At 61.5% G+C, this 23,224-nt stretch carries 17 protein-coding genes; 7 read left to right on the top strand and 10 right to left on the bottom strand.

From position 1 onward, the window contains the following. Nucleotide 1 precedes the first annotated feature (1 nt). Genes QFZ40_RS11285 through QFZ40_RS11270 form a run of 4 tightly spaced genes read right to left on the bottom strand, consistent with a single transcriptional unit; the run spans nt 2 to nt 4,000 of the window. Nucleotides 2-1,660, bottom strand: a complete 1,659-nt coding sequence (locus QFZ40_RS11285; RefSeq protein ID WP_306904461.1) for an AMP-binding protein — start codon at nt 1,658-1,660, stop codon at nt 2-4. A 44-nt stretch (nt 1,661-1,704) separates the two neighbouring features. After that, nucleotides 1,705-2,610 (bottom strand): acyl-CoA thioesterase, encoded by a 906-nt coding sequence (locus tag QFZ40_RS11280; protein WP_306904460.1) that lies wholly within the window; start codon nt 2,608-2,610, stop codon nt 1,705-1,707. A gap of 5 nt (nt 2,611-2,615) precedes the next feature. Next, the gene (locus QFZ40_RS11275; protein ID WP_306904459.1) at nt 2,616-3,098 is read right to left on the bottom strand and encodes a cupin domain-containing protein; all 483 of its coding nucleotides are present in this window, start codon (nt 3,096-3,098) and stop codon (nt 2,616-2,618) included. Nucleotides 3,099-3,109: 11 nt separating this feature from the next. Continuing rightward, nucleotides 3,110-4,000: a fumarylacetoacetate hydrolase family protein gene (locus tag QFZ40_RS11270; RefSeq protein ID WP_306904458.1), complete on the bottom strand. Its 891-nt coding sequence runs from the start codon at nt 3,998-4,000 to the stop codon at nt 3,110-3,112. A 135-nt stretch (nt 4,001-4,135) separates the two neighbouring features. Here QFZ40_RS11270 and QFZ40_RS11265 point away from each other — a divergent pair, with 135 nt between their 5' ends. Then, nucleotides 4,136-4,534, top strand: coding sequence for a RidA family protein (locus tag QFZ40_RS11265; RefSeq protein ID WP_306904456.1), 399 nt, complete (start codon nt 4,136-4,138; stop codon nt 4,532-4,534). 125 nt (nt 4,535-4,659) lie between these two features. On the opposite strand, the gene QFZ40_RS11260 is transcribed toward QFZ40_RS11265, so the two are convergent. Then, complete coding sequence (locus QFZ40_RS11260) at nt 4,660-5,100, bottom strand: acyl-CoA thioesterase (protein ID WP_306904455.1); 441 nt, start codon at nt 5,098-5,100, stop codon at nt 4,660-4,662. Between the two features lie 239 nt (nt 5,101-5,339). Here QFZ40_RS11260 and QFZ40_RS11255 point away from each other — a divergent pair, with 239 nt between their 5' ends. The 4 genes from QFZ40_RS11255 (at nt 5,340) to QFZ40_RS11240 (ending at nt 9,368) form a co-directional block, all read left to right on the top strand. Beyond that, entirely contained in the window at nt 5,340-5,480 is a 141-nt protein-coding gene (locus tag QFZ40_RS11255; RefSeq protein ID WP_306904454.1) for a hypothetical protein, read from the top strand. 147 nt (nt 5,481-5,627) lie between these two features. Beyond that, on the top strand, nt 5,628-6,428 hold the full coding sequence (locus QFZ40_RS11250; RefSeq protein WP_306904452.1) for a PaaX family transcriptional regulator: 801 nt from the start codon (nt 5,628-5,630) through the stop codon (nt 6,426-6,428). Between the two features lie 490 nt (nt 6,429-6,918). Beyond that, nucleotides 6,919-7,695, top strand: a complete 777-nt coding sequence (locus tag QFZ40_RS11245; RefSeq protein WP_306904451.1) for a cyclase family protein — start codon at nt 6,919-6,921, stop codon at nt 7,693-7,695. After that, complete coding sequence (locus QFZ40_RS11240) at nt 7,692-9,368, top strand: thiamine pyrophosphate-binding protein (protein WP_306904449.1); 1,677 nt, start codon at nt 7,692-7,694, stop codon at nt 9,366-9,368. Before QFZ40_RS11245 ends, QFZ40_RS11240 begins: the two co-directional genes overlap by 4 nt. A gap of 89 nt (nt 9,369-9,457) precedes the next feature. Here QFZ40_RS11240 and QFZ40_RS11235 read toward each other — a convergent pair whose 3' ends face one another. The 5 genes from QFZ40_RS11235 to QFZ40_RS11215 form a co-directional block, all read right to left on the bottom strand. Further along, entirely contained in the window at nt 9,458-14,185 is a 4,728-nt protein-coding gene (locus QFZ40_RS11235; protein ID WP_306904448.1) for an NAD-glutamate dehydrogenase, read from the bottom strand. A 174-nt stretch (nt 14,186-14,359) separates the two neighbouring features. Then, nucleotides 14,360-15,937 (bottom strand): phytoene desaturase family protein, encoded by a 1,578-nt coding sequence (locus QFZ40_RS11230; protein ID WP_306904447.1) that lies wholly within the window; start codon nt 15,935-15,937, stop codon nt 14,360-14,362. Nucleotides 15,938-15,953: 16 nt separating this feature from the next. Beyond that, complete coding sequence (locus QFZ40_RS11225; protein ID WP_306904446.1) at nt 15,954-17,702, bottom strand: flavin reductase; 1,749 nt, start codon at nt 17,700-17,702, stop codon at nt 15,954-15,956. Nucleotides 17,703-17,761: 59 nt separating this feature from the next. After that, nucleotides 17,762-19,003 (bottom strand): styrene monooxygenase/indole monooxygenase family protein, encoded by a 1,242-nt coding sequence (locus tag QFZ40_RS11220; RefSeq protein ID WP_306904445.1) that lies wholly within the window; start codon nt 19,001-19,003, stop codon nt 17,762-17,764. 22 nt (nt 19,004-19,025) lie between these two features. Next, a complete protein-coding gene (locus QFZ40_RS11215; protein WP_306904444.1) occupies nt 19,026-19,814 on the bottom strand; it encodes an SDR family oxidoreductase in 789 nt (262 codons plus the stop codon). 166 nt (nt 19,815-19,980) lie between these two features. Between QFZ40_RS11215 and QFZ40_RS11210 the strand changes: the two genes are divergently transcribed. Together QFZ40_RS11210 and QFZ40_RS11205 are read left to right on the top strand one after the other, a co-directional pair. Beyond that, nucleotides 19,981-20,961 carry an AraC family transcriptional regulator gene (locus QFZ40_RS11210; protein ID WP_306904443.1) on the top strand — a complete coding sequence of 327 codons (981 nt, stop codon included), beginning with the start codon at nt 19,981-19,983 and terminating at the stop codon, nt 20,959-20,961. 380 nt (nt 20,962-21,341) lie between these two features. Then, nucleotides 21,342-22,571: an MFS transporter gene (locus QFZ40_RS11205; protein WP_306904442.1), complete on the top strand. Its 1,230-nt coding sequence runs from the start codon at nt 21,342-21,344 to the stop codon at nt 22,569-22,571. The last annotated feature ends 653 nt before the right edge of the window (nt 22,572-23,224 follow it).

Genomic DNA, 23,224 nt, shown 5'->3' with positions numbered 1-23,224 from the left:
TCTACGGCTGGGTGGCGGCTGCGCCGGCCAGCTGGTCGTTTTCGTGTTCGAGGCGGTCGCGCAGCTTGAAGTGCTGCAGTTTGCCGCTGGGGTTGCGTGGGAGTTCATCGACGAACCGGACGTCCCGCGGGTACTTGTATGGGGCGATGGTGGCCTTGACGAAGTCCTGGATCTCTTTGCGTTTGGCGTCGTCTGCGTTCACGCCCTCGCGCAGGACGATGAAGGCGCAGACCACGCTGCCTCGCTCCTCGTCGGCCCGTGCCACGACAGCGTTTTCGACGACGTCAGGGTGCTGGTCGATGGCTGCTTCCACTTCGGGGGCGCCGATGTTGTATCCGGAGGAGACGATCATGTTGTCCGAGCGTGATTGGTAGGTGAAGTACCCGTCCTCGTCCTGCACGAAAGTGTCTCCGGTAACGTTCCAGCCGTTAATGACGTATTTCGTCTGTCGGTCGTCGTCCATGTATCGGCAGCCGGTGGGCCCGATGACCGCGAGCCTGCCGGGCTGGTTGGGTCCGGCCTCTACGCCTGCCTCATCAAGGATCACTGCCCGGTAACCGGGTACAGCCTTGCCTGTTGTGCCTGGGCGGATGTCGTCGCCGGCAGCTGAGATGAACACGTGGAGCAGTTCGGTCGCGCCGATTCCGTTCACCAGGCGGACCCCGGTGGCGCTGCGGACGGCTTCCCAGGTTTCCTTGGGCAGGTGCTCACCGGCCGAGACAGCGATCCGCAGGCGGCTGAGTAGTTCGCCGCGGCCGGCTTTGAGGATGGCCCGATAGGCTGTGGGCGCGGTGAAGAGGATGGTGGCACCGGCGGCGGCCGCGTTTTCCGCCAGTTCCACCGGGGCGGCACGCTCCGTCAGAAGTGACGAGGCGCCGAACCGCAACGGGAAGATCACCAAACCGCCGAGCCCGAAGGTGAAGGCGACGGGCGGTGATCCCGCAAACACATCCTCGGAGGTGGGCTGGAGGATGTGGCGGGCGAAGGTGTCTGCGGTGGCGAGGATGTCACGGTGGAAGTGCATGGTGACTTTCGGTGCACCGGTGGTCCCTGATGTGGGTCCCAGGAGTGCGACGTCGTCCGCGGAAGTTTCAACGTCGGTGAATAGGCCGTCCTTGGCAGCACAGCGGGCGACAAGATCGCCGACGCCATCTCCTCCATAGGACAGAACAGTAACGCTGGTACCTGCTGCCGCGGCCAGTTCGTCGACGAACCGGTGATCCGAGACTGCCACCACCGGTTTGGTGAGCCCGATCAACGTGCTGACCTCGGCGGCGCGGAGCATCGGCATGGTGGTGACAACCACCGCGCCGGCCTTCAGGACTCCGAGCCAGGCAGCGACGAGCCAGGGGTTGTTGGGCCCACGCAGCAGGACGCGGTTGCCCGGGACCACACCGAAGTCCTCGGTGAGTACCTGCGCCGCCTGGTTCGCACGCTGCTGGAGCTCGCCGTAGGTCCAGGTTGTGCCGTCAGGTGTGTGCAGCGCGGCACGGCCTGGCCCGTATTCCGTGACTGCGCCGTTGATCAGCACCGTGGCAGCATTGAGCTTTTCCGGGTACTGGAGCTCAGGAAGGGTGAACTCGAGCGCAGGCCAAAGGTTGGCCGGTGGTAGGTGGTCCCTGGTAAAGGTATCCACGTGGGCCGATGATGTGGATGTCATGGCCTCTCCTTTCAAGTGATGGTGATGTGAGTCCGGGAACCGGCTCAGGAAGAAGATCGGATCATGCCCTCTTGGGCCACGGTGGCCAGCAGGCGCCCCTGCAGGTCAAAGAAGCGGCCCAGGGCCAGGCCTCGGTTGCGTTGGGAGGAGACGGCTTCCTGGACATAGAGCACCCATTCGTCAGCGCGCCCGTCACGGTGGAACCACATTGAATGGTCAAGGCTGGCGGTGCTGAGACCGGGCGAGGACCAGTGCAGCCCGCGGACCCGCAGCAGCGTCTCCAGAATCGTGTAATCGCACACGTAGGCCAGGGCCGCCCGGTGCAGGTCAGCGGTGAGGCGGTCAGTGGCTGCGTCGGGCAGCCGGTCGAAGGCCTTCACCCAGACGGCCTGGTGGGCTTGGGGGCCTCCCTCGACGTCCAGGTACACCGGACCGGGAACATGGCGCATGTCGAAACTGCGTCCCGTGGACCAATACTCGGCTGCGGGCCCGTCGACGCCTGCGAGCACCTCTGCGGCGCTTCGCAGCGTCTCGGGTTCGAGGTCTGCAGGGGAGCCGGGCTGGTATTCGGGACCGTCTTCGGGAACCTGAAAGGAGCCCATTGCCGTGAAGACGGTCTTGCCGTTCTGGTAACCGCGGACGCTGCGGGTCGAGTAGCCGCGCCCGTCCCGCAGCCGTTCCACCTCGTAGCGCACGGTTGCTCCGACGTCGACTGGCCGCATGAAGTAGCTGTGCATGGAGTGCAGTGTCCGGTCTGCCTCGACGGAGCGCATCATGGCAGCTGCAGACTGGGCCACCATGTCCCCGCCATATGACTTGGGCCATGGCACGTACTGTGTGGTGGCTTCGTAGGCCTCGTCATTGACCTGCGCCGGGACGTGGGTGAGCTGGATGGCCCGGAGGAAGGTTTCCGAGGTGGGCACCGAGACAGTGGGCGAAACCGAGGGCATGGCGGCTAGACCCGGCGGTAGTCGGCGAGAGTGTCGTCGGCGACGTCTTCGAGGTTCACCACAATGTTCTCCGGAGTGCGGGTGGTGAGCCAGATGAGTTCTTCGGTGACGGACATGTTGGCCTCGACGTGCGGCATAAAGGGCGGGACGAAGACCCAGTCGCCGGCCTTCATGTCCTGGTACTCCGAAAAGTTTTCGCCGTAGTAGATGCGGCCGTGGCCGCGCAGTACATACCCTCCGGTTTCCGCCTCGCCGTGGTGGTGGGGCAGTGAACGGTATCCGGGCGTGTTCGATACCTGGCCGAACCAAATTTTCGTTGCCGGTGTGTGCTGGATGGACACACCCGAAACGCGGATGCAGTCACCGGACTGGGCGGTGTTGCTGTCTTCCTCACCTGCACGGGTGACGACCGGGACGACTTTGCCGTCGGCTCCGGCATACATGGAGTTGTCGCCCTCGGTCAGGTACGCGGTGGTGTTGTTGCTCATGGTTTTCACTCCTAGTTTGTTGCGGTTGAGGTGACCGGCGCGCTGTAGGTTGCGCGGCCGTCGTTGTGGTGGAGGCGAATCCTGTTCTCCAGGCGTCCGATGCCTGCAATCTCGGTGGTGAGAAGATCGCCGTCCTGCAGGAAGCGTGGGGGTTTCATTCCCATTCCCACTCCGCCGGGCGTGCCGGTGAGGATCAGGTCGCCCGGCCGCAGAACCGTGAACTGGGAGATGTAGGAGAGGAGCTTCGCGGGGCCGAACACCAGCGTGCCCGTGTTTCCGGCTTGCACCAGTTCACCGTTCACGTAACCGCGGACCTCGAAATCGCCTTCGACTTCATCGGGGGTAATCATGACCGGCCCAACGGGGGTGGTGGCGTCGAAGGCTTTGCCCTGGAACCACTGCAGAGTGCGGTTCTGCCAGTCACGCATCGAAACATCGTTTGCCACGGTGTAGCCGGCGATTGCCTGCAGGGCCTGTTCCTCATCTGCACGGTATAGGGGGGAGCCGACGACGACGGCCAGTTCGGCCTCCCAGTCAACCCGTTCACTGCCGACCACGTCGATCGTGTCCCTTGCCCCGGTCAGTGTGTCTGCGTACTTCGCGAAGAGGGTGGGGTATTCCGGGAGTTCCCGGCCCATTTCCTGAATGTGCTCGCTGTAGTTCAGGCCGCAGCAAATCACCTTGCCCGCCGCCGGCAGCAGGGCTGTCAGCTCGGCGGCGGAAGCCGAAACGCCGTTGGCACTACGCTGTCCCGATACGACGGAATCGGCCGTCCGGCGCCATTGCGGGTCCGCGACCATAGTGCCCACGTCAGGGTATGGCAGCGCCAGGTACGCAGTGTCGTCCGAGACAAGTACCGCCGCCGTGGTGTCCTTGCCCGCCCGTAGTGTGGCCAGTTTCATCAGTCCAGTTCCCTTCGATGAGATATGTCGACTTTTTTACGGTCGTCACATATGCTCAAGGTAGCATGATGCAGAGGATCTGAACAGAGCTCTTTTTCCGAACCGACGACAACCCCATATGCAGGAGGAACCACCGTGACCAACAGGACAGTCAACCCCGAGTCGCTTTCCAAACCATCCGGGTATGCCCATGGCATCCTTGCTGGGAATACCGTGTATTTGGGAGGGCAGACGGCACTGGACAAAGGCATGAACATCGTGCCCGGCGGCATTGTTGAACAGTTCAGGCAGGCGTTTTCGAACGTTCTGACAACGCTGACGGAGGCCGGGGGACAGCCGCAGGACCTGGTCAGTGTCACGATCTATCTCACCGACGTCGACGACTATATGGCGAACGGCCGGGAAATCGGACGGATCTGGCGCGAGATGGCGGGCTCGGAGTATCCCGCCATGGCCGGCATTGGCGTTACGCGGCTGTGGCAGAAGGAAGCGCTCATCGAGATCCAGGGGATTGCGGTGATCGGAAACCGCTGATTCTGCGGGCGGTGGCTCTTCCGGCTCCGCAAACCGACACTGTGTCGGATTTCTGAACGGCCCCGGCGTGCATGCATGCCGGGGCCGTTCTCATGACGCGAAGCGCCTACCCGCTCCTATGTGGTTCAGTTCCGCGTCGTGAGCTGAAGGGATTTTACGGCTTCCACCATGTGTGCCGGCCAGGGCTGGGCCGTCAAGGACCCTGAAGGGACGTGGGCCACGGTCACCGTGCCGAACGCCGCGATTCCCCCTTGGGATTCGAGATGGGGATGGCCGAACACTTCAAAGGCGTAGGTCATGGACGTGCGGCCAATTTTTTGGATTCCTACAGTTGCCGTGATGCGCTGGCCGAACCAGAGTTTAGCCCTGTAGCTGATTGCCTGGTGTACACGCGGTGCGCTCGGGAAATAATCAGGAAGGTTGAGGGCCCGGAAGAGCTCCGCTTCCGCGGATTCAACCCAGCGCATGACAGAGGAATTGTGCTGGTGGCCGGAGGCGTCGGTGTCTACCCATTCGACATTGCGATCGACGCTGGCGTGTCGGCTTGGCTTCGTCCGGTCAGTCATGGGTCTCCCTTCAGCGCGTGATGATCCCACGTCACAAGGCCCTATTGTATATCCCCACGATGACGACCGTTCACGGATCCGCGATGGTTGTGATTGGGGAGCCAGCGAACGGCGCACGAACAAATTTTCATGTCGTTCTCTTTACGTCCGTCACTAGAACGGCATATACTCCATTACATGACGCATGCCTGACGGCGGCACTGACGCCGCGTTCTACATGCCCTTTCCAAGGAGTTCCGATGTCTGTTTCCGACTTTGACGAACGCAACGAAAAGAACCATGAAGCATCGAAGAGTGTCATTAGCCAAGAAGAATTCGAGGAGGTTTTCGGGGGAACTGTTCCGGTCTGCACCCCGTGGGCCGGATTGATGTTCATCTAGCATCCTGCCTGCGGGCGGTGTGCCAGGATGCACGGTCCTCAGGCCTGTAGCCTTGGACTGTAAAGCGATCCATATCGGAGGTGTTGAATGCCCGGAGTCAATGCTGTCCCTGACATTTCGCCCATGCCACGCCACCAGCATCTCATCGTGACCGTCTACGGACTTTATGCCCGGGCACATGACGGGGCGTTTGCAGTGTCAGACCTGATACAACTCCTAAGCGATCTGGGAGTTGAGTCGGCGGGGGTGCGGTCTTCGGTCTCGCGTCTGAAGAAGCGCGGAGTTCTCGTTAGCCTCCGAAAGGACGGGTCGGCCGCCTACAGGCTGGCGCCAGGACTGGAGGATGTTTTCCGGGCGGGCGACGAGCGCATTTTCTCCCCGCATCGCGCGCGTAAGGGTGATGACTGGATCCTGACATCATTCTCCGTCCCTGAGTCCCAGCGGCATCTTCGCCACAAGCTTCGCTCCATTTTGACGCGCATCGGTTGCGGCCAGGTTTCGCCGGGTTTATGGATAGCCCCCGGCAACCTGGCAGACGAAGTGAGTCAACAGCTTGAACGCGCGGCCTTGATGGAATATGTTGATCTGTTTAAGGCAGCGCACCTGACCGAAGACCATATCCGGTCGAAGGTCGGGCAATGGTGGGACCTGCCCTCTCTTGACGCACTGTATGCGGACTTCATCGACCGCCACGAACCTGTACTGCAGCGTTGGTCCGAATTGCCCCCGAGTGAACCTGAGTCGCCGGAATATCTCAAGCAGGCCTTCGCCGACTACGTCCCGATGGTGACCCAATGGCGACGCTTGCCCTATATGGATCCCGGCCTGCCTGAAGAGTATCTTCCCGGCGACTGGAGCGGCCTGGCCGCCGAGGCGCTCTTTGCCAAGCTGCACTCACTGCTTGGCCCGATCGCCCGGCGCTACGCACGGTCGGTCGTCGAAGACTAGACAGTCCGCCGACGAGGACCACTCACTGCGCTGGGAGCGCATTCAACCAGGGCCCATTCGCTCGAGCCGATGCGTCAAATGCTGTCGTTTGTTCCACTGCTTCTGGTACTTTGACGCGGCCGGAAAGCGGTTTGACCCACCCCGGGACCCTCATGAAGTCCACTCTCTAGAGATAATTTTTTTATCGCAAAGAAAACGCTACAGATTTCGGTAGAAAGTGGATAGAATCAAGATCACTCCCGAGAAGGACTGCCATGGTGGACGCACGGACGCACGACCAAGCCGGCTCCGCCGCCAAGGTAACTTGCGCTGTCACCCAAGTCATGTCCCCGGACACCGAAGGCTACTCACCGTGGTGCGGGACGCCCGTAAGGCGCTTCGTTTCTCCATACGCCATGGGGATTCCCCATTTCGCGATCCGCGGCAGCGACTGGCGCCGGACGGCCGGTAGGGGTCCATTTGAACTCAATACAAACCGCATAGGAGAACAATGTCTGTACTGGCCGGGCTCACAGCAGCCCTCACAGATGGTTCCGTAGAAGTCATAGACCTGACGACTCCGCTCAGCAGCGATACGCCGATACTGAATCTTCCGCAGCCTCTCGCCAACACCGTCGGCCTCAGCCTTTCGCCCGTGAGTAACTTTGATGACGCCGGTCCGGCGTGGGCCTGGAACGATGTGACTGTTGGGGAGCATGCCGGCACCCACCTGGATGCGCCCGTGCACTGGATTTCGGGCAGAAACGGCAAATCCGTTGACCAGATAGAGCCCCACCGCCTCATCGGACCTCTGGTCGTCATCGACAAGAGCGCCGATGTGGCTGAGGACCCGGACTTTCTCCTGGAGCCTGAGCACTTTGAGCAGTGGCAGGAAGCGCACGGCCAGCTGCCCGACAATTGCTGGGTGATTTTCCGGACCGGCTGGTCTTCCAGGGGCGGGAATGCCGCCGACTTCGTCAATGCCGATGACGCCGGGCCGCACACTCCGGGGGTGTCCGTAGCGGGCGCCCAATGGATTGCAGCCAATACCAGCATCAGTGGGTTCGGCGTCGAAACGGTGGGCATCGATGCGGGCCAGGCGGCAACTTTCGACCCGATGTTCCCCGTCCACTCATTTCTCCTTGGGGCGGACAAGTACGGCCTGACATCACTTCGACAGGTGGACAGGCTTCCCACGGTGGGAGCTACCCTGGTGGTCGCCCCCTTGCCAATTGTCGGAGGCACCGGCAGCCCCACCCGCGTCTACGCCCTTGTGGAGGGATCATGAGCGACCACGTAAAGGTGTCAACGCTGGTTGCCCAAACTCTGGCCAAATTGGGCGTGGGCCACGTCTTTGGCGTTGTTGGAAGCGGCAACTTTGATGTCACTAACATCCTCGTGCAGGCGGGCGTGCCGTATACAGCTGCCCGACATGAGGGTGGTGCCGCCACCATGGCCGATGCTTATTCTCGAATGTCCGGCAAAGTCGGGGTGGTCAGCACGCATCAGGGATGCGGCTTAAGCAATGCCATTACGGGCATCGGGGAAGCGGCGAAGAGCCGGACACCGATGATTGTTTTGACCGCGGATACACAAAGCGCTGCGGTCCGATCGAATTTCAAGATTGATCAGGACTCTCTTGCCCGAAGCATCGGGGCAGTGGCGGAACGGATTCACTCCGTCGACTCGGCCGTGGCCGATACCGTTCGGGCGTTCCGCACCGCAGTCAACGAACGTCGCACCGTCGTCCTCAGTCTCCCTCTTGACGTGCAGAGCGGTTTCGCGCCGGACACCCTCGATTCTGTCCGGCTGCAGGAACCAGCACGGTTGCGGCCTGATCCCTCAGCAGTGGAGCACCTCGTTCAACTGATCCAGCAGGCCGAACGCCCCGTGTTTGTGGCCGGACGGGGAGGGCGTGGGGCCAAGGAAGCCCTTCTCGCCTTGGCCGAGCATGCCGGCGCCCTGGTGGCAACCTCCGCGGTGGCCAACGGGCTATTCAATGGCGAAACCTTTAACCTGGGCATTTCCGGGGGCTTCTCCTCACCAGTGACGGCTGAGCTCATCAGCGGGGCAGACCTGATTGTTGGGTGGGGCTGCACCCTGAACATGTGGACCATGCGGCATGGCCGCCTGATTTCCCCGGGCACGAAGGTGGTCCAGGTTGATGTCGAGGACGCTTCGCTGGGAGCCAACCGGCCAATTTCACTGGGCGTCCTGGGGGACTCTGCACTCACCGCTATGGACGCGCTGGCCTTGTTGAAAGCCGCCCAGCCGGCTCCAGCGGAAAAGTATCGCACGGAGACCAACGCGGTGACGATCAAACAGGGGTCGCGGTGGAGGGACGTCGACACGGCGGACCTGTCCACGTCGACACTGATCGATCCGCGGGTCCTCAGCCGGGAACTTGATTCGCTCCTGCCCACGAACCGTATTGTTTCCGTGGACTCAGGAAACTTCATGGGCTACCCGAGTCAGTACCTGGCCGTGCCGGACGAGTTCGGCTTCTGCTTCACGCAGGCGTTCCAAGCCATTGGGCTGGGTCTGTACACCGCCATCGGCGCTGCGATTGCCCAACCTGAACGTGTCCCCGTCCTGGGCGCCGGCGACGGCGGTTTCCTGATGGGGATCAGTGAATTGGAAACAGCGGTCCGCCTCAAACTGCCCCTGGTGTGCATCGTTTACAACGACGCCGCATACGGGGCCGAAGTGCACCATTTTGCTGAGCTTGACGACTCTCTGGATCTTGGCAGTGTGAAATTTCCGGAGACGGACATTGCTGCCATTGCCAGGGGATTCGGCGCGGATGGCATCACCGTGCGCACCCTTGACGATTTGGAGCCGGTAAAGGCGTGGGTGGCCAGGTTCCACGCCGGGTCTGAGAGCCGTCCGTTGGTCATCGATGCGAAGATCGCCTCCGACGGGGGATCATGGTGGCTGGCGGAAGCATTCCAAGGCCACTGATTCAGCCATGACTGAAGGGGACCGGATCCGGCCGTGGCCGGGGCGCGGTCCCCTCCAGGCTCCCCGCCATCATGCGGAAGTGAACGCCGCTACGACCCAGCTGCCTTTCTTAGCGTCCCCACATACGTCGTCAGGGCTTCGAAGCTACTCGCCGGAGCAGACTCCAGCAGGCGTTCAGAGGCCAGGAGTCTGTCGCGGTGGCGTTCCTCCCAATCGGAAACCTGGTCGGCCACGGGCGAGCGTGAGCCCCTCGCAAGGACGGCGACCGTGAGTTCCGGGACAACGGTTGACAGGTCCTCCCGCAAGGACGCCCGGGCCATGGCTTGCCATTTAGTAGTGCTGGGCAGGCTGTCGATCCGGTTCAGCACCTCCTCTATCCGGAATCGATTGTGCACTGCAAAGTATGTTGGGGCGACGACGTCCAAGGGTTTGGCCGTTACCTGCTGCACTCGGGCAATGTCGAGCAGCGTCGAGGTCTCGTGGAGTTCGGCCCAGGCAACGGAAATACTCTCGGGAATTCCCCATTCACGCGTTTCATCCTGCAGGGACAGGACAGCCAGCTTGTCACTGCCGACGAGAAGCTCCGCCAGCCGGTGCCGCAGGGTCTCCACGACCGGCCGGTAGAGCTGCACGCAGTCCGCTATCGGGAGCTGATGGTCGTATTGGATGAACCAGCGCATGGCCATGTCCAGGACGCGCTGGATATCCAGGTGGATCCGACTCCTCTTTTCGGCTGACAGGTCCGCGCCCAGACCGACGAGGCCGCTGGTCAGCTCACGAAGCCCGAACACCTCGTTGGCAATAACGAAGGCCCGGGCCGCCGCGGCCTGGTCGCAGGAAGTTTCTTCCATGAGCCTGAAAACGGCTGTGATGCCGCCGATATTGACAGTTTCGTTGGCGACAACCGTGGCGATGATGTCGTCCCGCAGCGGATGAAGATTGAGTTGCGCACCAAACCTCGCCACGACAGGGTCGGGGAAATAGCCGCGCAGCACCGATTCGAAGTAAGGATCCCTAATGAGGGTGTCGGAGCGGATGGCTCCCGCCAGGATGTTCTTAGAGTATGCCGCCAACACGGCCAGTTCGGGCGAGGTTAAACCTTTGCCCCGAGCCATCCGTTCCCCCAGTGTTTGTGAGTCCGGGAGGCCCTCCAGCCGTCGGTCCAGTTCCCCCTTGCCTTCGAGGAACTGCATCAGGCGCTCATAGTTCGGGAATGACGCCGGAGGGCACCTGCGTTCGGTCAAGAGCAGCGCGTTTTGGGCAGCATTGTCCCTGAGGACCAGGTCAGCGACTTCAGCAGTGAGCCCGTCCAGGAACTGTGCCCTCTCCGCAGCGGGGAGCCGTCCGGCCCTGATCTGTTGAGCCAGCAGGATCTTGATGTTTACTTCATGGTCGGAGCAGTCCACGCCGGCTGAGTTGTCGATGGCGTCTGTGTTAATCAGCACCCCGTTGAGGGCTGCTTCGACCCTGCCTGCCTGGGTGAGGCCAAGGTTTCCGCCCTCGACGACCACCCGGGCCCTTACCTCGTTGCCGTTGATGCGGAAGGCATCGTTGGCCCGGTCGCCGGCGTTCGCATGGCTCTCTCCGGCGGCCTTGATGTATGTTCCGATCCCGCCGTTGTAGAGCAAATCAACGGGGGCCATCAAAATGGCCCGCAATAAGTCAGGCGGACTGATGGACTCCACCGACGGATCGATACCGAGCGCTTCTGCCGCCGGGGGGCTGAGGGGAATGCGGCGGGCATCCCGCGGCCAGACACCCCCTCCGGGACTGATCAGCGAACGGTCATAGTCATCCCAGCTGGACCGCGGCAGACTAAAGAGCCGCTGGCGTTCGCCGAATGAGGCCGCGGCGTCTGGTTCCGGGTCCAGAAAGATGTGGCGATGGTCGAAGGCTGCGACTAATCGGATGTGGCGTGACAACAGCATGGCGTTTCCGAAGACGTCGCCGCTCATGTCTCCAATGCCGGCCGCTGTGAAATCCGAAGCCTGCGGGTCGATGCCGGTTTCGCTGAAGTGACTTCTTACGGATTCCCAGGCACCCCGGGCGGTGATTCCCATCCGTTTGTGGTCATACCCCACCGAGCCGCCGGAGGCGAAGGCATCGCCGAGCCAGTAGTCGTAGCTTCCGGCCACGCCGTTCGCGATGTCGGAGAAGGCGGCGGTGCCCTTGTCAGCGGCTACGACAAGGTACGGGTCGTCGCCGTCATATCGCACCACGCGCGGCGGCGGAATGGTGAACTGGCCGCGTTCCTCAAAACGGATGTTGTCGGTGACGTCGAGGAGTCCCCGGATGAAGGTTCGGTAGCACTCCTGGCCCTCTGCCAGAAGCAGTTCCCGGCCAGCCAGCCCTGCGGACGCCTTGGAGTAGAAGCCGCCCTTGGCCCCGCCGGGGACGATGACGGCGTTCTTGACGGCCTGCGCCTTGACCAGCCCCAAGACTTCGGTCCGGAAATCTTCCTTTCGGTCGGACCAGCGGAGTCCGCCGCGGGCGGTCTTGCCGAAGCGAAGGTGAACCCCTTCGATCCGCGGGGAATACACCCACACTTCGTGCGTGGGACGGGGCTTGGGGAGCACTTCGATCCCGGACGGGTCGAACTTCGTGCTGATGTACTCCTTGTCCTGATAGAAGTTTGTCCGCACAGTGGCCCGGATCAGGGAGGCAAACGTCTCCAGAACAAAACCGGCGTCCAGTGTGGGCACGGCCGAAACGGCCTCCGTCACCGCGGCGTCGGCCTTTCGCACTCTCCATTCGCGGTCGGCGCCATACAGATCCGGGTCGAATTTGGCAGAGAACAGCGTAACGAGTTCCCTTGTCACCAAAGGATGCGCTAGCAGCGTGGAAGCCATGAAATCGAAGGAATGGGACGTCCCGAGCTGACGCCAATACTTGGCATAGCTGCGGAGCAGTGACACTATCCGCCATGGGAAGCCTTGGCGAAGAACCAGGTGGTCGAGCAGGTCCGACTCGGCCAGACCGGTGAGAGCGGCGCTGAAGGCATCCGGGACCAGAGCCAGAGCCTGGGGCCCGGAAGACTCCAGTGGATAGCGAACCGAGAGATCGTACAGGAAGAATGTCCGGGACCCCGAATCAACAATTTCGTAGGGGCGCTCCTCAAGCACTTCCAGTCCGAGGTGCTCGAAGAAAGGAAGGATGTGGGTCAGGCTTTCCGGTTCGCGGAGGTACAGGCGCATCCGTCCGTGCCCCTCCGGGCGCCCCGGCTGCCGGGGGTCGACGTACAGCCGCGCGGCCGATTCGGGACCGTCGCCGTCGAGCTGTTCCAGTCGTGTGATGTCCGCCCGTGCGTCCTCAACGCTGTATTGGACCCGATACTCTGCAGGAAAAGCTTCACCCCAGCGTTTGGATAGCGTTTCCGCTTCCGGCCCCGGGTGGATTTCCCGGAGACCGTCGAGGACTCCTTCCGGCCAGGACCGTACAGCCCGGCTGACACGTCGTTCAAGGTCTGCTTCAGCAACAGACGGGATTTCACCGGGGGGAAGCCATACGGTAAAAAAGATTCGGGCCAGGGCCGACGACGTTACGCGCGCCTCGTGCTCGACGTCGACGGCGGCGAATACCTGGCGCAGGTCCTGTTCCACCCGGATGCGCACGGAGGTGTTGTAACGGTCCCGAGGCAAATAGACCAGAGCCGTCACGAACCGCCCATAGCTGTCGGCCCGCAAGAATACGCGGGAGCGCCTGCGCTCTTGCATACGCATGATTTGCAGAGTCTTTTGGCACAAGTCGCCGACGCCGATCTGGAACAGTTCATCGCGTGGATAGGTCTCCAGGATGGATATGAGGTGCCTTCCGGAGTAGCTGGTCCGAACCAAGCCGCTCTGCGCAAACACGGCCCGGATCTTGTCGGCGACAACCGGCATGTCATCAACGGGACCGTTGTAGACACTGGAGGTAAAGAGGCCCAGAAACCGGTGTTCACCGGTGACTTCGCCTGCGGCGTCGTACGTCTTTATCCCGATGTAGTCCAGATGGGCGTCCCGGTGGACAGTGGACTTCGAATTCGCCTTGGTCACGACGAAGGCCGGGGGTCGGCGGAGTGACTTCCTCGCAGTCTCTGTCAGCCGGCGCGGTCTGGAATCGCCGTGGCTGAGGATCCCCAGGCCGGTTCCCTCCACCGCCCTGAGATGGTCTTCCGACGGTCCACGAATCAGCGCGTATTCCCTGTATCCGATGAAGACGAAGTGGTCGCTGGTGAGCCACCGAAGGAGACTGCGCGCTATTTCAATGCCGTGTCCTGCCCGTTCCGCAGGGACATCAGGCAAGGCTTCGGCGACGTCGACGGCCTTGCGTCGCATCTTCTGCCAGTCCGACACGACCAGGCGAATATCGGAGATCACCCGACGGATTCCGTCCAGCAGAGCTTCAGCATTCTCGGAACGCAGCGAATCGTCAATCTCCACGGAGATCCAGGACTCAACCCGCGATTCCGCTTGCGGGGTGGCTGGATTGATTGCGGTGAGCCGGCCACTAGGATCCCGGACCACGGTAAAGGTCGGATGGACAACCAGATGTATGCCCAGGCCCCGTCGCGTTACCTCAGCGAGCACGGAATCCACCATGAACGGCGCATCATCGGTGACCACACCGAGAACCGTACTGTCCTTGTCCGGAATCAGCCCGACCCAGGCTTCAGCACCAGGGGTTCGGGTCAGGCCCGAGCGGAAGTGGGCAACAGCCCGGGATTCCAGCCGCCCGGTTTCGTAAGGTTCCCGGTCTTCGCTCGGCACCTCATCGTAGTAGGCGGCAAGGAAATCCGTCGGCGGGACCGCCGTTCCCAAAAATTCAACCGTTGGCACGACAGGACCTAGGCGGCAGGAGCCGGGACGTCCGCTCACCGCCGGAGGGAAGGACCCTATGGACTAGTTGCATGAGTACCTCAAGAGCATCACGGTGGCATCTCAAAAAAGTGCAACAGCGCACTGTTCATTCTTAGTATCACAGTACGCAGCCGGCAGCGTAGGGATAGTGGGTCAGATAAGCTTTTGCGCAATCATGTGACCGGATCCTCCTGAGAGTCCAGGACCCGGGTGGGTGGAGGCGCCGATATGCCATAGCCCTTTGATGGCCGTCTTATGGTTGGCGGCCTGGGGGAATGGACGCCAGAGGAGGTTCTGAAAGAGTTCAGCCGAACCGCCGTAGGGATCGCCTTTGACCGCATTCACATTCTCGCGGAGCAGGTCGGTGGGAGCCAGGATGTCCCAGGCCAGCACAGACGTCCGGGTGCCGGGCGCGAATCGTTCCAGCTTCTCCAGGATGCGTTCCATGAAGTGCAATTTCAGATCCTCGGACCAGCCTGCCTCGACAGGCAGCAGGCCTGCGGCATCCCCGACAGGGGAAAAGGGAACCTCCTGCAGTTGAAGCCAGAGCGTCGCTTTGCCCTCCGGCGCCCTGGAAGGGTCCAGTACCGATTGCTGACCGACGACCACTGTTGGATCAGTCGGCAGGAGGCCCGCCTCTGCCTGAGCGCAGGCAACGCCTGTGCTGTCTGAACCGCTGCTCAGATGAACCAATGGGACGGAGTTCAGCCTCGAATCCAGCCATTCGACTGGTTTGTCCAGGGCAAGATGAATCTGCATGGCCCCGCGGCCGTTCTGGTACCGCTCAGCGGCGGCTACCGCCTGAGGCGGTGCTTCATCGAGCAGACTTCCGTACAAAGCCTGCGGGGATACGTTGGCCAAGACAGTCCCGGCGTTCACTGTCTCTTGGGATGTCTGAAGTCCCACGACTCTTCCGGCGTTGACGAGGATCTTCTCCACGTCGGTATCCAGCATGATGCGCACACCGCTGTCCTTCAGCAGGGACTCGAACGCACTGACAATGTTCGAAGAGCCGCCCTTCACAACAGGAAGTCCGAAGGTGTGCATGCTCATGGCCATAACCGGCAGCATCACACCACCGGTGGCCTGGTCCGGGCCAAGGCCCGCGTGGAGCAGCCATGGGGACCAGAGCTGGTCGGTTTCCCAGCCTCGAAAACGGCTTCGGAGGTAGTTGCGACCGCTCATGACAGAGTCGCGCAGGAACGCCTCATTGTCTTTGATCTTCCCTCTTCGGAGGGCACTAAAGGCAATTTTTGCGACGTCCTTGAGCGAGCGGAGTTCCGCGCCGAATGCACCGAAAACAGTGTCAGCATTCCGACCCAAGTCCGCCAGCATGGCCTGATAGGCCTCATTGTCACCAGGTGTTTTCATCGTTGAAGCAGTGAGCTGCGGATCCCGGTAGGCAATGACTACCCGATGTTCACCTGTACCGGGATCCGCAGCCACGCTGGCTGTGACGGCGCTTTCCGAATTGCAGTACTCCAGACCACGTGCATGGAGTTCCTGACCGAGCACTTTGTAGGCGGCTCCGGAAACAAAGAGTGGATGCCAGGACGAGAACGTGTCATGAATGAAGCCCGGCAGGGTCCTTTCGGAGGAATGGATGAATCCGCCCAGACGGTCCCTGCGTTCGATGATGCATACCCGCTTCCCGGCCAGAGCGAGTTCAGCCGCGGCGACCAATGAGTTGATGCCGGAGCCGATAATTGCGATTTCTTCCGGTGGTTCCATGTCTGGTTCAGTCCTGTCAGAAGTCCGGGTGGCTGGCAGTTGCGTGGTACTTGCCGTGGTGAAAGACCAGTGGCGCCCCTCCCGTGCCCTCGTACTTCTCGACTTCGCCGATATAGATCACGTGGTCTCCGGCGTCATGGCGTGCGACGGTCCTGCATTGGAACGTGGCAACGGCACCTTTCAGGACAGGGACACCCGCAATACCCTCTACTACTTCCGCTCCCGCGAACTTGTCCTCGGAGGGCGTCGCGAACTGCCGTGACAGCACGTGTTGGTCGCTGGCAAGAACATTGATGGCGAAATGGGTCGATTCCTCAAAGTCGATCAGGCTGGGTGCCCTTTTGCTGGGGCACCAGAGGACCAGAGGCGGTTCCATGGAAACGGACGTGAAGGAATTTGCCGTCATGCCGACTTTCCGTCCATCCGGTGCCCGGGCGGTGATGACGGTGACACCTGTAGCGAACTGTCCAAGTGCCGCCCTGAAATCCCGGATGTCAAAGGCTGCAGAGTCTTCCTCCTTCTTGGCCTCTACGAATTCGGCGGCAGCGGCGGAGTCGAACCACCAGGGGAAGAACGTCCTCGGGTCGTCGAAGCCGTTGACGACGCTGGCGGCCAGAGCCGGGTGCTCCACGGCATCGCTGAAAATGGCCAGCTGGTGTTCCCGCCGGGGCTTGAGCATGTCGTTGGTCCACGCGACGGCCCACTGTCCCCAGCCCCGCCAGAATTCGTCGAACGTTCGTTCCATCCAGGCTTGGTCAAATGCCTCGTTTCCCCTGCGGAGTATGGAGTCCAGATAGTAGCGGGCCGCCATGGTCGCGTTATTCGATCCTTGCCCGGTCAGCGGGTCGTTCAGGACGACAGCGTCCCCAACGCCAAAAACCAGGCCGCCATTGGCCAGCTGACCCACCGCGGACCGGACCGTCGGCGTGATACGGCCAAGGAGGGTGGCGCCCTCGTCCGTCAGGCTGGCCCCCGCGAAGTTTTCGGATTCGTGGGGAAAGTATTCCTTGAGAATCTCAAGGGAACGCTCCAGCTGGTCCTGTGGCGTGGTGACATCGGACCAGCAGTCCATCGGACCTCCCACGACGCCTTCAAAGACCATCATCTGACAGAGGCCGGACACCGTGAGGCCCGGGAAAGTGAAGAACTCGCCGACGCCTGGCACCATCGACATGCGGATGCTGTCGGTGCTTTCCTGAGACGCACCCGGGAGCTGGTTCCCAGCGGTTACATAATTCAGCGCGAGGACTCGCTGGGGCCGGTCAAACGGGGACTTTGATTTGTCCCGGGGAAAGACCTGGCCAAGCTCGCCTTTCCCCGTACTTACCACGACGAGCTCATAGTCGCGCGTAAGTTCCTCGAGCATCCGGGCCGAGACCTTCTCAATGCGGAAGTCCCCGCCCGCTGAGATAAACGTCTCAATCCAGGCGGCGCTCTTGATCCGCTGGTCGATGGAATGCGCCGGGGTGTCCAGTGATGCCTCCCACTCCGTTGGAGCGTCGGGTGATTCCCCGGACACCCGCATACTGATCCGGTTGATTGCGGGGACCGCGCCGCTCTCGTAGATACCGGACAGCGCAGGACTCAGCTGTTCCTCCGCCGCCAGGGCCGTGCCAAACATGCACTGACTGGACATAACCCTGCCGGTGCGGATTTGCGCGGCCGAGCGGTCCGAGAAAAGTGTGATCGCGTAGCCCTCACGCTGAAGCCCGAGAGCGAGCTGGGCGCCCGATTCACCGGCGCCGATGATTGCGATTTTACGCATTTCAAACTTCTTTCGTGAATATATGGTGCCGTGAGCTGGACATAGCAGGGAGACTGCGGTTAAGAAGCATTCGTGGCACTGACCAAGGCGAGATATGCAGCTGCCTGGTCGGGGTACATGAACCACTCCTGGAAGTCCGGCGGGTTGTTGAATCCGTTGGCAAAGCGGTGGGCGATCTCCGGGGACTGACCGGCTGCGCCCAGAACCTCGAGCATGTGCGGCTGCGGGGGAGCCAAGAGGGCGTTAGTCCATTGGGCAACGTGCTGGGCGTACGTCCAGTACCGTTCGAAGCTGGCCTGCATGAACGCCGCGTCGAAGGCGTCATCGCCCTGTTCGAGAATGCTCTGCAGGTATGAGGCTGCACACTTGCTGGCGTTGTTGGATCCCTGGCCGGTTATTGGATCGTTGAGGACCACGACGTCGGCCAGCCCAAGAACGTTTCGGCCGCTGGGCAGCGTAGCAATGGGGTGGCGGACCGTGGGCGGGAACCGGCCCTGGAGGAAGCCGTTTTTGTCAGTCATTTCCACGTCAGTTGCGCGGGCGGCCTCCCACGGCAGGTACTTGTTGAGGACGTCCTTAGAGGTCTGCAGATGCTCCTCCGCAGTGAGACCCTTCCAGCAGTCCATGGGACCGCCGGGGATACCTTCGAAGACCATGATTTCGCAGGGCCCTGTCGTGGTCAGAGCGGGAAAGACAAAGTACTCGCCAACGCCCGGAATCAGGTTGAAGGAAACGGCAGAGAATTCCGCCCTCGGTGCCAGGCCATTGACATACGTCAGGGCCAGGGCGCGCTGCGGGGCGTCATACGTGCTGCGCACGGCGTCCCGGGTGAAGAGCTGGGCGATTTCGCCCTTGCCGGCGGCAACGATGACAAGGTCGGAATTCTGGGTGTATCGCTCAAGGTCTTCGATGCCGGCGTCTTCGAAGATCAGTTCGCCTCCCCGTGCGACAAACTCTTCCATGAACTTCGGAAATTTGACGCGTTGGTCAATGGACTGTGCAGGGCTGTCCAGGCGGGAAGCCCAGCTGATGGCCTTTTCGCCGGGCAGTTCCGGGTGGGGGACAGTGAAGGAGATTCCCTCGACCTGTGGAGCGTCGGACCAGAAATCCAGCCCCAGCTGCCTTTCGTGCTCAAGGGAGTCGTGGAACATGCACTGGCTGGAGGAGACTTTGCCGTCGTGAATTTCTTCGGCCGTGCGGTTGGATACTGTCGTCACTTGGTAGCCGGCGTCAAGGAGCCCGATTCCCAACTGCAGACCTGACTGGCCCGCTCCGACGATGGTGATGTGGCGCTGTGTCATGATTTTTTGCCTTGTCTTTAGGTTATTCGGCTGCGAGCAGGGGAATGGTTTCTTCGGCGCGTTCCGGGCCGAGCGCGGAGTAGCCGCCGTCCACTGCCCAGTCTGCGCCCGTGACGAAGCTGGCCCGGTCACTGGCGAGGAAGGCAACGACGTCGCCGACCTCCTCGGGCCGGCCAGCCCTCTTGAGGGCGTGGAACGGAGCAGCCACCGCGTCCGTCTTGTCAAGATTTCCGTGGCTGAGCGTGTCCATGATGTTGCTCCAGATCCAGCCTGGGCTGACCGAATTCACCCGGATACGGTCGGCAGCAAAGTCGACAGCCATGCTCCGGGTTATCTGGACGAGGGCAGCCTTGCTGGCAGGGTAAAGCCAACGTCCGGTCTGGGCGATGGAGCTGGAGATGGAGGTGAAATTGACGATGGCACCGTGCTTGGACGCTTTGAGGTGTGCTCGGGCCGCCCTGCTTGCCATCACGGCGCTGACCAGGTTGACGTTAAGCGCCTGCAACCAGTCATCCCTGCCCGAATCGGCACCGTCGTCCGTGTAGGTACAAGCAAGATTAACCAGGATGTCCAGGCCACCGTGGTCGGACACGGTGCGGTCGATGAGCCTGGAGAGGGCCGCGTCATCAGTAATGTCGGTGTGCGTGAAGTGGATGCCATCTCCGAGTGACTTCAGCTTGGCTGCGCCGTCGGGGTCAATGTCAGCAACCACCACAGTGGCTCCCGCGCCCCGGAGCGCAGTAACAACGCCCTGTCCTATTTTGGTGACTCCGCCCGTGACGATAGCGGTCCTGCCTGCGAGTTCGGACATGTCCAAACCTTTCAACTACGGGTCCGTACTGGACGTCCCCTGTTGCGTTTCTATGACGTGCGTCATACTTGTACTGATAATGAATCTAGCCAGCTGCGTCGGTCATGTATAGACCGTATGCGCAGAGATCATCCAATAAACGAAACCCCCTCGGAAGGCAGGCGAAATGGACAGGATTCTCCCCCGCGATGTCCTGAGGGGGAGCCCGACGGTGACCACTTCGGACGTCGACGATGCTCACGCCAAGATTGCTGAACTGTTCTGCCGCCACCGCCTCATGCCCCAGGCACCGGAGCGATCCTTGGCGATGAAGCTGCGCTCGTTGCACCGCGGAGATGTCGGCATCGACTTTCTGGACTACGGAGCCGAAGTCCGGATCGATCCGGAGGGTCTGGAGAACTTCTTGCTTGTCCAGGTTCCTCTGGCTGGCCGCGCACGCATGAAGGTTGGCTCAAATATTGTGGAGTCCAGTCCGAGAGTGGCCACCATCCCTCCGATGGACCGCCCGTTCTCGATGGTCTGGGATCTGGGTGCTCCACACTTGATCGTCTATGTGAGTCGCCCCGCGCTTGCCGCGGTGGCTGAAAAGCTCTATGGCCACGATGCCACCGACGATGTGGACCCGGGCTACTCAATGGACCTCGTCAGCGCTCCAGGGCGGGCATTCCTGAGATCCGTGATCGAGCTTCACGACGACATGATCACCGGAGCACCCCAGGCATCCCACTATGTCCACCGGCTCCTTGTGGACACAATGCTGTCGCGGCTGCTCATGGCTACTGACAAGAGTCCGGCCACCGCTGGAATAGGGACTCCGGTTTTCGAACGGAGTTTGATCAGAAGGTTCCGGGAGCTGCTGGAACGTCACGCCTCCGAGGAGCTGGCTGTAACCGACTTGGCCGAGCATCTCGGGGTATCCATGCGAACCCTGCAAACTGCCTTGCGTTCCGAGTTTGGGGCCACGCCCTCAGAACTGCTGAGGAAAGCCCGGCTGAACCGTGCCCGGGAACTGCTCTTGGGAGCGGATCCAGGGGATGAGACTGTGATTGCGATCGCCGCGCGCTGTGGGTTTTCACATCCGGGGCGTTTCTCCTCTTCATACCTGACCGCCTTTGGAGAGCTGCCCTCCGAAAGCCTGCGGCGGTAGCCGCCCGAACGGGGAACAGCGCTGGGCCGACTGCGCCGTTCTGCACGCCGCGCCGCTCACAGTTCTATAGCGGGCAGCAGGGCAATCACGCGTTCTTCCTCAAACCTGGATCGCGAAGGAAAGATCCACTGCTGCTTGTTCCTGGAGGTCACGCCCATTCTCTGGATTGCGGTTTTATGACGTCGGTCAAAATTAGTTCATTGCGTCTTCTTTACTATCGCAACGTAACTGTGACACTGTTAGGTGCGCTGTGATCCCCACCACAGCCCCATCCCGCATCCGAAACGAGAGGTATGCATATGACGCAGTCATTGCCGACGGAATTACGCACCACTGCCTTAACCGCATGGAAGGGGCGTCCCGTCCTCCTCCTCTGTTTTATGACCATTGTTTTTGATGGTTACGACCTTGTTGTTTTCGGATCCACGGTTCCGTCCATTCTCAAATTCGAGGATTGGGGCCTCACCACGGCACAGGCGGGAATGATAGGCAGCCTGGCGCTCGTCGGGATGCTCATCGGGACACTCTCAGTCGGGATCTTGACCGACCGGCTGGGCCGTAGGCGGATCATGCTCACGAGCATCGCTTGGTTCTCCATCTGCATGCTGCTGACTGCCTTTGCCCCGTCCGCCGAAGTGTTCGGCGCCCTGCGCTTCCTGACAGGGCTGGGGCTGGGTGGCGTGGTCCCGACCTGCATCGCTTTGACGGTCGAGTACGCCCGGAAGGAGCGGCGGCAAATCGCCAACGCCGTCATGTTCAGTGGATACTCAGTCGGCGGCGTGGGGGCGTCCCTGCTGGCCATTAACCTTCTGCAGCACATCGATTTCCGCTGGATGTACGCAATTGGAGCCCTCCCGCTCGTGACACTACTGCCGGCAGCATGGAAACTGATGCCCGAGTCCGTTGCCTACCTCGCCCGCAAAGGACACCTCGATGAAGCAAAAGCCACCGCAACACGCTTCGGCCTGATCTACACGGACATTGTTTCCTCCGAAGACCTGCCGACCGACCCAGCCGGCACCAACTCCAGCCTCAAGGCAATCTTCACCCGCAAATGGCTGGGCTCCACCATCCTTTTTGCAGTGGCGAATTTTTGCGGACTGCTCCTGGTCTACGGCCTCAACACATGGCTGCCGCAAATCATGCGGCAAGCCGGCTTCAACCTCGGCGACGCCTTGACGTTCCTTCTGGTACTCAACGCCGGAGCAATCGTTGGCTCCATCAGCGCCTCCGCACTGGCCGACCGGATAGGCATTAAACGCGTCGTTACCGGCTCATTCATCCTCGCGTTCGTGGCCATCCTGATGCTAAGCCTGCAGTTGCCCCTGGCCATCCTCCTGGTCATTGTTGCCTTCGCCGGGCTCGGCTCCGTTGGCACTCAGATCCTGGTCGGAGGCTACTGCGCCACCCACTACCCGCAGTCGCTCAGCGCCACGGCATTGAGCTGGTCCCTGGGAGTAGGCAGAATCGGGGCAATCTGCGGCCCGCTCATCGGCGGCTTCATCGCCAGTCTGGCATTCGGCTGGCAGGTGAACTTCTACATGTTTGCCGTGTTCGCCGTCATTGGCTCAATTGTCGTCTTCGCCGTGCCAAGGCGGACAGAACCGTAGGAGAGGGCGGGCCGAGCTGCCGCCAGGGAGAATTTCCTGCCCATTATTTCGCGGGCCAGACCACGTGAGTAGTGCCGGTGTTCCTTGTAACTCAAGGAACACCGGCATTACTTGTTGGGGATGTGGCGTGGAATGAACTGTTCCCCCGAGGGGCCCATGCGGCAAACCAGGCTCCTGGCAGGGGCACTCGAGGCCATCTCCCAGCTAACACCGCACCGGGGGACAGGGCTCCAAACGTGGTTCGATCCCGCCCAGAGCCGGTCCTGCATGAGGCAACCCGCGACTCCGACTTCCATAGCGCATAAGCAGGATTGTCGTGCGAATGCCGCATCGAAATCATGTCGAGAGTGGGGCCCGGAAGGCGTAGTCGGTGGTGGCTGGTACTGAGAACCGTGGAGATCTGGGACGGTTTCCGCGAGTTGTTGATAACGAGCCATGCGGGCCGCGGCAATGAGGTCCCACTCCCCGGTGACGAAGCAGACCTCAGCCATGCCCGGTATGGCCAATATAAAGCCCGCGGTCTCGGGCATGCAGGAAGCAGGGAAAGGCCCGCTCAGCGGAGCTTCCACAGATTTTGTCCAGTACCAGGCCGCTGCCCACTGCACAACGGGCGTTCGGGGGTGAGTGACGACTAGCCTGTCCGTGAACGCGAG

The sequence above is a fragment of the Arthrobacter pascens genome (assembly GCF_030816475.1).
Classification (GTDB): Bacteria; Actinomycetota; Actinomycetes; order Actinomycetales; family Micrococcaceae; genus Arthrobacter; species Arthrobacter pascens_B.
This window is presented reverse-complemented; position numbering and strand designations above follow the sequence as displayed.